The following is an 8,557-nucleotide window of genomic DNA, read 5'->3' on the forward strand; positions in this document are numbered from 1 at the left end:
TTTTCAGCAGCCTCTTCCTTGCCGGGAAGGGGCTGTTGGCTTTTCAGGGTCTCAGATCCGCAGCGGTTGCTCTCCTGAATTGCCGGCTTTCGACTCGCCGAGGCGGCCCAGCCGGAAAGGCCCATGTCGGCCGGGCGGCACGGTTAAGTCAACGTTGCGAGCTTTTGCGCTGACGCAACGCGGCTCCAGCATCTCGCCCTACGGCCACTCTTTGTCGATCCGCAGACCACCGAGCCGCGGACATTCCATCTTGACGCGGCTGATCCAGGGTTTACGTGACGTACACGCACCTCCCTTAAGGTGCGGCAGATAGACGAGTGAGCCGGCCCATTCCGACAAGCCGCGATGCGGCGCGCGAGAGCGCAGGGAGTGAGCCGGCTCCGTCTGTTTTGGGGGAAGGGCGCGGAGTTTGCAGCGGTCGCTCTACGCCATCATGCTTGATGGTGGGTTCCTCACCAAGAAGCTCCACGCCAAACTCGGCCGGCACGCTACAGCAGACGATGTGATGTCCGTCTGCGAACGGCTTCGGCGCCTTCCGGAGGTCAGCAACTACGAATTGCTGCGCATCTACTATTATGATGCCGCACCTTCATCAGAGAGCCTAAAGTACCCTGTCAGCAAGGCGAGCTATAATCTCTCGACAACCGAGCGCTACAGGCAGGCGCAAAGTCTATTTGATCAGTTAGTATTGAAGCCCCATGTTGCGCTTCGCATGGGTGAGGTTCGTTTGTCACCAGAAAAGTGGAACATCAAACCTCGCGCCGCTCGGGATTTGCTGCGAGCGCCGCGAGCCCTGCAAGATGATGACTTCGTCCTCGACATTTCCCAGAAGGGCGTGGACATGCGGATCGGCATGGACATGGCGCGGCTAGCTCTGCGCGAAATGGTCCGAGCAGTCGTTGTGGTGACCGGCGACTCCGATTTTGTGCCGGCGTTCAAGTTCGTTCGCCGCGAGGGCGTAAAGGTGTTTTTAGACCCGATGGGCTCGAACGTTCGCGTGGAGCTGAAGCAGCACTCAGACGTCGTTCTTGACCTAGATGCTCGTCCTGCGATCCCAGTCGACATAGCGGGCAGCTTAAGCTGAGGCTTCGATACGACCATTCCACACGCCGATATGCCCGGGCTGGAGGCGCGCCGTGAGCGTAGGTATCTTCGATTTCTGGGCCGATGTTCCACCCGACGCGCGAGTCCACCCCGCCGACAAGCCAATCCTCGATCGATCGCCGCATTCCTTCGATCTTCGATGCCTGCCGTCGAACATCGACGGACCGTTGCGAACGGCGCGCGTGGTGCTGCTCTACCTCTCGCCTGGAATGGATGAGCGCGACGTCGAGGAGGCGGACTGGCCAGAGTCGCAACGCAAATACGCGGACCGCCGCGCGGGCCAAGCACCACTACGTGGTCCGGACGATCATAATCGGGGGCATGCGTGGTGGACGGCGCGCACAAAGCGACTCGGTCCCTGGCAGGAGCTGCAGCACCGCGTAGCTGTGTTGAACATTGGTCCGTATCACTCCCAGCGCTTCACGGATTATCCGATGCTGGCAGCCCTGCCGTCCTGCCGTGTGGCTCTCGACTGGGCGCACACGGTGCTGTTCCCGCAGGCTGAGGCTGGCGAGCGCGTCGTGATCTGTCTGCGTGCGGCGCCATATTGGGGCCTAGGTGTCTGGATGCGAGACCTCCTTGGCATCTGCGACGATGCGAAGGGCGCGTTTGATGAGACTTGGGCTGGGCGGTCTGTAGGTGGGATTAGCCAAGCTTGGATCGGCTTCGAGGCGCTGCTGCAGGACCATTCCGGGCGAGAGCCCGTTCAGCACGCGCTGACGGCGGCCGTTGTAGGCCGCGTTGAAGCCGCGCAGCACGATCTCCAGGTCGGTGTGGCTGTAGATCATGATGCCCAGCACCTCGCGCTGCACCCGGCCGTTGAAGCGCTCGACCATCCCATTGGTCTTCGGCGTGTAGGGGCGCGTCTTGCGGTGTTGCACGCCGTGCCGCTCGCAGGCGCCCTCGAAAGCATCGGCGGTGAAGCAGGAGCCGCGGTCGGTGAGCACGTGAGTGACCTGGAAGGGGAAGGCGGCCAGCGCTTCCGTGAGGAAAGCCATCGCCGAGGCCGTGGTCTCGTCGTCCTTGACGGCGAGGTGCACGTAGCGGGAGGCGCGGTCGATGGCGACGTAGAGGAAGCGCTTGCGGGTGGAGCCGTCGCGGTCGCGTAGCTTGGGCAGATGCTTCACGTCGACGTGCACGAAGCCGACTTCGTAGTCCTTGAAGGTACCGTGCGGCTTGCGGGTCTTCTCGGACGGCGGCAGCCGGTTCAGGCCCTCCGCCTTGAGGATGCGATAGACGGCGTCCCGGTTCAGGTGCGGCAGGAAGTGGCTGACGACGAAGGTCAGCGCGTCGAGGGGGAAGCCGGTGCTGCGACGGAGCGCGCACACGACGGCGCGCTCCTCATCGCTGGCGCGCCAGGGCAGCTTATGGGGCCGGGCCGAGCGATCCTGACAGGCATCGGGGCCGCGTTTGCGCCATTTGCGGATGGTCTCGGTGGAGACGCCGTAGCGCTTGGCCAACACCCCGGAACTCTCCGCCGAGCGGGCGATCTCGGCGCGAACAGCCGGGGTGGTGCGGGCTTGGGGATGGATGGCGAGCATCAACGAGCCCTCCGAACGGCAGCACGGCGGCGCACACCCTCAAACCGCCACGCGTAGGCTTTGATCGCCCAACGTGCCACATCCCAACGACGTTCCGCAACCAAACACCTAGGCGCGAAAGGCCGCTACGGTGAGGGACTGTTCGCTCCGAAGGTCACGCGTGGCGGCCACATGCTGGGGACGGGCGACGACATGGCCTCGCGCGACGATGTCGTGGCTGCTGCTCGCGCCGCCCTGGCACGTGGGCCGTTCGCCGGTTGAGGAGCCCTCACCGCTCCCTGGGTGGGCACAGCCTCGATCTCGCAGCTATCGTGCAGGCGACCCCAACGCTGGACGGGGTGGAGCGTTCGGGACCGTAAGAGAAGACTTTTCGAAACGGCTTGGCCATCGCCATCATGGCGGCTTGGCCAATCGAGTCCTGAGTATCTAGTCGCTTTTCTATCGCTGTGTGCCGACGTCTGAGATCCTGAGCCCTCTGCACTGCATCGTGATTTGCGTGTCGTGTCTCCAGGCTGCATCTGAGCACTCTTCCCAAGGCACCCCACGCAAGCGCTGCAATCCCGATGCCTTCCGCCTTCGCATCACTCACGCCTGCACAAATTCAACGGTCGATCAGTCCCGATGCACTTATGAGCTTTGAGGACGGAAACTCCTACACATCGCTCAAGCGGCATCTCGCGAGGCTGGGACTGACACCGCAGGCATACCGCGAGAAATGGGGCTTGCCGCGTGACTACCCGATGGTCGCCCAATCCTACTCGGACCGATGCTCCAGCGCAGCTAGGCGCCGCAAGCTCGGCCGCAAATCGGATGACCCGTCCCCGGCCAGGTGTGCCGGGTGAGATCGCGGACAGGCGATGACGGTCCCTCGCAGCGCGCGGCGGGCGCCTACCATGGATCCGTGCAAGACGATTGCGGGCACCGATCAGCCATCATCCACGATCTCGAACGTCGCCTTGCTAGCCTCGCATTGGGTGATCGCGATATCGATGTGCCGGCCATCCTCCAGGCGTAGGATCACGGTGGGTTCAAGCCACATCGCCCGCAGCGCGTCGCACTTCGCCTGTGACGCAGCGGTTGCGATCGATCCGGAACTGGCTCCGGTCGAGAACTCATACGCGACGGCGACAGGCTTGCGACCCACCGAGATGACCAACCCGCGTCGTCCCGCTTCCGGGGAGGCATGACTGAATGTGAGCGCACTAAAAGGAAGGGTGCGTCTGGCCATGGCGGATCCTGATATTGGCCTGGCGCACGTATCGTCGGAACTGTCGCACAAGAAATCACATCGCCGTCAGAGCGGTGGGAATGCCAAATTATCCCGTTTGATGTTTCCTCAAATTCCCATATCCGCTCAAGAAAAAAGCGCAGTATATGTGGCAAAAAAGCTACAAAGAGAGTCTCAATTCGATCTCATACCGACAAAGACTGAGTATACACGATCCCGTGATTTGTATCTGTCCGCCAATCAAGCATCGCTCTGATCGGCGCACCCAAGAAAAGTGGGGCGTGGTCTTGAATTTGGTTGGGGGAAGACATGCGCGCCTTACGAGGCAGCCTGATCGCGTCCGTGGCAATGCTGCCCGGGCTAGCACAGGCACAGCAAGCCGTGACACTCGGTGAGATCAGCGTCGTCTCGACCTCGCCCGTCGGCGCAGGCGGCGGCAACTCCAGTGCTGCGCAAAACCTAAATACGCTGGGCCAGGTGGTCCCGACCGCACCCGCCGGTCCGATCCGCCTGCGCGGCTCCGAGCAACCGCTTAACAAGATCCCCAGCACGGTCGAGACCGTCACAGCCCGCCAGATCGACGTCGACCGCGGCACCGACAACATCATCGCCACCTTCGCACGCTCGACCCCGGGCGTGAACCTCAACGACTCGCAGGGCAACGGGAACCGCGTTGACCTGAACTACCGCGGCTTCACCGCCTCGTCCGTACAGGGCGTGCCGCAGGGCCTGGCCGTCTACCAGAACGGCATCCGCATCAACGAGGCCTTCGGCGACGTCGTCAACTTCGACCTGATCCCGCCGCAAGCTGTTCAGCGGATCGACGTGGTCACCGGCAACCCGGTCTTCGGCCTCAACGCCATCGGCGGTGCGGTCAACATCCAGATGAAGAACGGCTTCACTTGGCAGGGCACCGAGATCACCGCATTCGGTGGCTCTGATGGGCGGGTGGCCGGCAATCTCCAGTACGGTAAGATCGTCGACAATTGGAGCTTTTATTTCACCGGCGATGGGCTGAACGACCGGGGCTGGCGCTACGAGAACCCAAGTACGATCGGCAGGCTCTACGCTGATCTCGGCTATCGCTCGCAGGACTCGGAGTTCCACCTGATCGGGCTCGCCGCCCGCAGCTTCTACGGCGCGGCGGCCGCAACGCCGGTGGACTTCACCCATGTCGATCCGCGGGCAATCTTCACCTACCCGCAGACTCAGACGACGCAGGTCGGCTCGCTCCAGCTCACCGGTAGGGTCGACATTTCGCCGACCTGGGACCTTGCCGGCAACGCGTATTACCGGCGCTTCGGTGAGAACTACGTCGACGGCAATCAGGGCAACTTTGAGAACTGCAGCAAGCGCGGCAACTTCAAGGGCTTTCTCTGCTATCAGGACGATGCGTTCAATGTGAACGCCCCGCCCACCAGCCAGGTCGCCGCCCGCCGGGCCTATGCCAACCAGTTCACGATCATCGGCCTAAACGGCCAGCCGATCCCCTTCCGGAACGTCCCATACGGAACGATCGACACGACCCTGACCCAGTCCGAGGCCTATGGCGGCTCGCTGCAGGCGGCCAACCGCGACCGGATCTTCGGCCTGCCCAACACCTTCGTGGTCGGCGGCAGCGTCGACGCCTCGAACTTCTCGTTCAAGTCGTCGAGCACCCTCGGTGTGATCAACCCGAACCTGTCGGTCTCGACCGATCCGAACAACCCGTATTACGGCAACATCCCGGGCCTCGGCACACCGGATATCCGGACCCTCGGCGCCCTCGGCATCGCGCCGAGCAACGTCAGCGGCTCGACGTTGTATCTCGGCCTCTACGCCACCGACACGCTCGATCTCACCGATCGACTGTCACTCACCGCCGGCTTCCGGCTCAACTACGCCCGCATCCAGACGCGCGATCAGACCGGGTTCTCGCCGGACGTGACGGGCACGCACGAATTCACCAAGGTCAACCCGCTGGCGGGCCTGACCTACCAGTTCGACCCGGCACTCAACCTCTACGGTAGCTACTCCGAGTCGAACCGCGCTCCGACGCCGCTGGAATTGTCCTGCTCCAGCCCGACCCAGCCCTGCCTTCTGCCGAACTCGCTGGTAGCCGACCCGCCGCTCAAGCAGGTAACTGGGCGGACCTACGAGGCCGGCTTCCGCGGCGTGATCCCGAGCTTCCTCTCGGGCGGCAATCTGAACTACAAGGCCGGCGTCTTCCGCACCGACCTACAGAACGATCTCTATCAGGTCGCCGTCGCGGGCAATGCAGCGCGGGCCTACTACATTAACGTACCCGCGACCCAGCGACAGGGCATCGAGGTTAGCGCCGAGTACGTCGTCACGCCTGACCTGCTAATCTACGCGAACTACGCGCTGATCGACGCCACCTTCCAGTTCAACCAGACGCTGTCATCGCCGAACAATCCTCTCGCCGGTACCGGCGCGGCCGGAGGCGCTACCGGCGGTGACGTGGTCCCGAACGGCGGCATCAACGTGCGGCGGGGCGACAAGATCCCGCTAATCCCGGATCACCAGATCAAGGCCGGGTTCGAGTACAACATCACCCCGAACTGGCGCTTCGGCCTCAACGTCTCAGCGTTCTCGTCGTCCTACTCAGCGCCGCGGAACCCACCGCCGAAGCCGCCGCCGCGGAAACCACACCCACCAAAGCCACGCGCCTCAGCCCCAGTCGGGATGAAAGCCAGCGCAGCCAGGAGCGCAGTTGATGCAAGAGCAAAACGTTTCATCAAGATCATCTCCTATCCAGAGGTATGATCGAGAAACCGTGGCCGCCAAGTAAAGGATCCCGACGCCTTACACCCATGGCGCCGCAGATTTGTATCAGCGTGTTGCCGATAGACATAAAAGCCCGACCAAGGGGAGATGATCCTTGGTCGGGCGCTTCCGTATCGAGCAATACGGGGCGGTGTTGCTCAATACAGTTGCCCAGCAAACTGGTCGACCGTGCAAGAGTTCCCGCGATCGTCTGCTTGCAGGCGGAGACACCTCAGCGCGCCGTCAACGGGGCCCGCGGGGCCTTGTGCCGGAATTGGGCAGGCAGGAAGATGCACGGCACCCTACGCGGAGGCTGGCTCGTACATCGACAGCTCAAGAGCGTGCCCACGTATCTGCTCAGCCGCCGTTCTGTATGGTCGCCCCACCCAGCCAAGCGATCGTCGCCTCCAACGTGTCGAACCGGTGCGCCTCGTTCGTAAAAGGCGCCGGCAGGGGCGGGACTGCGGTCAGCAGCTCCGCATGCCACCCCTTGGCTTCGCCGTTTCGAGCGACCTCGCGCACCACGGTACCGACGATCGCGCCTTGGACGACTAGATCGTAACTGCCGGCTGCGAGCCGATGAAGGGTGTAGGTCATGGAGATCGCGGCCACCGCTTTGGTGGTCAGAGACGCCATCGGTTTGCGCTGCGCAACGACGGTGTTGGACCCATCCAGAAGCGAGTTGCCGCACGGCGGGAGGGTTGGGCCGGATCCCGTGATGACGTGGTTCGGCCCTGTGCCGTTCGGCCAGGGGCCGGAGCGACGTGCACGATGTAGCGTACCGAACGTGCAATGTCTGTGCGGTAACTGCTGAGGCACCCCAAAGAAAAGAGGCCGCCCACGATGGAGCGGCCCGAAGTCAAGGGAGGAAACGCCCCAGAAGGGCACAACGAGTATGCGTACCTCGCTGCGGTGCGTCAACTTGAATTGATGCGCCTTGTTCCCACGGTGACTTCGGATAGTCCACCGGCCTGACCGTTGATCGAGGGGATGCCACAACCAGGCCGGTGGAAGTCCTTGGGAGGACGCCTCATGGTGCATCGCGGTGCGCGGATCGTCAATTTGTAGACAGGAGGGAGGGCCGCCCTCTTGTTACAGATGCGGCCCTACTGCGATTGCTTCTGCGAGGCAGAGGAAACCGGCCGCGCCGCGCGATCCACCAGGGCCGCGCGCATGGCCACCGAGTAGCCCGTTACCAGCACCATCAGCTCGCGCTTGGGCAGGCGGTAGCAGGGATAATCCTGGCCGTTTTGCTCGTTGCGGTAGGTGTCCCCAAAGTTGGGGAGACCCCCCTCGCCGTGCAGTTCGACCAGCATCTTGCGGGCATCCCGCATCACGTGGTCGTGCCGCTTGCCGGTCAGCTCGGCCACCTCGGTGGTAAGCATCGCCACCGCCTTGCCCACGGCAACTTCCTGCCGTGGATCGAGGCCGAGTTCTCGATGGCCGATCGCACGGCCTTGCGCTTCATGCAGGCGGCAGAAGCCTTTGCGGGCAAATCCGCCACGGTGGCGGATTTGCCTGCCACCGTTCTCTACGCGCTGGCGTCCCCGTCCACCCCCGAGCCCATCCGGGAGGAGTTCATGCGCGAGGCCGAGGCGGCCGGCGGCGCCATCTCTCCTGTGGACAGTGCGTGATCCGCTCTTGGCGCCTTGGGGGCAGGGACTCACCACCATGGTGAAGTGGAGCCTCACCACATGCCTGATCCCGACCTGCCCGATCTGCCCGACCTGTTCGCCGCCGCCGGCCTGGTGCTTGATGCTGAGCCCGCGCCGGCCAAGCCCAAGCGCGCCAGCAGGCCCGGGAAGCCCACGCCGGCCCAGCTGGCGGCAGCGGTCCGCCTTGAAGGCGGCCGCCGCCTACGGGCCCCGCAGAGCATCGGGCAGCGCAGCAGGGTGGGCCAGCCGCGCGATCTGAGCCC

The 8,557-nt window shown here is 63.6% G+C and carries 9 protein-coding genes; 5 read left to right on the forward strand and 4 right to left on the reverse strand.

All coding sequences use genetic code 11. From position 1 onward, the window contains the following. The first annotated feature begins 409 nt into the window (after window positions 1-409). Window positions 410-1,084, forward strand: a complete 675-nt coding sequence (locus tag MKK84_RS05775) for an NYN domain-containing protein (RefSeq protein WP_243917446.1) — start codon at window positions 410-412, stop codon at window positions 1,082-1,084. 574 nt (window positions 1,085-1,658) lie between these two features. Here MKK84_RS05775 and MKK84_RS05780 read toward each other — a convergent pair. Beyond that, a complete protein-coding gene (locus MKK84_RS05780; protein ID WP_243917448.1) occupies window positions 1,659-2,645 on the reverse strand; it encodes an IS481 family transposase in 987 nt (328 codons plus the stop codon). 629 nt (window positions 2,646-3,274) lie between these two features. On the opposite strand from MKK84_RS05780, the gene MKK84_RS05785 reads away from it, so the two are divergent. Then, window positions 3,275-3,487, forward strand: coding sequence for a MucR family transcriptional regulator (locus tag MKK84_RS05785; protein ID WP_409566449.1), 213 nt, complete (start codon window positions 3,275-3,277; stop codon window positions 3,485-3,487). Between the two features lie 83 nt (window positions 3,488-3,570). Here MKK84_RS05785 and MKK84_RS05790 read toward each other — a convergent pair whose 3' ends face one another. Further along, the gene (locus tag MKK84_RS05790; protein ID WP_243917449.1) at window positions 3,571-3,873 is read right to left on the reverse strand and encodes a hypothetical protein; all 303 of its coding nucleotides are present in this window, start codon (window positions 3,871-3,873) and stop codon (window positions 3,571-3,573) included. 309 nt (window positions 3,874-4,182) lie between these two features. Between MKK84_RS05790 and MKK84_RS05795 the strand changes: the two genes are divergently transcribed. Beyond that, the gene (locus MKK84_RS05795) at window positions 4,183-6,639 is read left to right on the forward strand and encodes a TonB-dependent receptor (protein ID WP_243917451.1); all 2,457 of its coding nucleotides are present in this window, start codon (window positions 4,183-4,185) and stop codon (window positions 6,637-6,639) included. A gap of 357 nt (window positions 6,640-6,996) precedes the next feature. On the opposite strand, the gene MKK84_RS05800 is transcribed toward MKK84_RS05795, so the two are convergent. Both MKK84_RS05800 and MKK84_RS05805 read right to left on the reverse strand, forming a co-directional pair. Further along, on the reverse strand, window positions 6,997-7,275 hold the full coding sequence (locus MKK84_RS05800; RefSeq protein ID WP_243917453.1) for a hypothetical protein: 279 nt from the start codon (window positions 7,273-7,275) through the stop codon (window positions 6,997-6,999). Window positions 7,276-7,745: 470 nt separating this feature from the next. Then, the gene (locus MKK84_RS05805) at window positions 7,746-8,024 is read right to left on the reverse strand and encodes a Rha family transcriptional regulator (RefSeq protein ID WP_313899315.1); all 279 of its coding nucleotides are present in this window, start codon (window positions 8,022-8,024) and stop codon (window positions 7,746-7,748) included. Between MKK84_RS05805 and MKK84_RS05810 the strand changes: the two genes are divergently transcribed. Next, complete coding sequence (locus tag MKK84_RS05810) at window positions 7,938-8,273, forward strand: DUF3102 domain-containing protein (protein WP_243917459.1); 336 nt, start codon at window positions 7,938-7,940, stop codon at window positions 8,271-8,273. The two genes, MKK84_RS05805 and MKK84_RS05810, sit on opposite strands and share 87 nt — an antisense overlap. A gap of 60 nt (window positions 8,274-8,333) precedes the next feature. After that, window positions 8,334-8,557, forward strand: a 224-nt coding sequence (locus MKK84_RS05815; protein ID WP_243917455.1) for a hypothetical protein, incomplete at its 3' end; no start/stop codon positions are given.

The organism is Methylobacterium sp. E-065 (assembly GCF_022829605.1).
GTDB lineage: Bacteria > Pseudomonadota > Alphaproteobacteria > Rhizobiales > Beijerinckiaceae > Methylobacterium.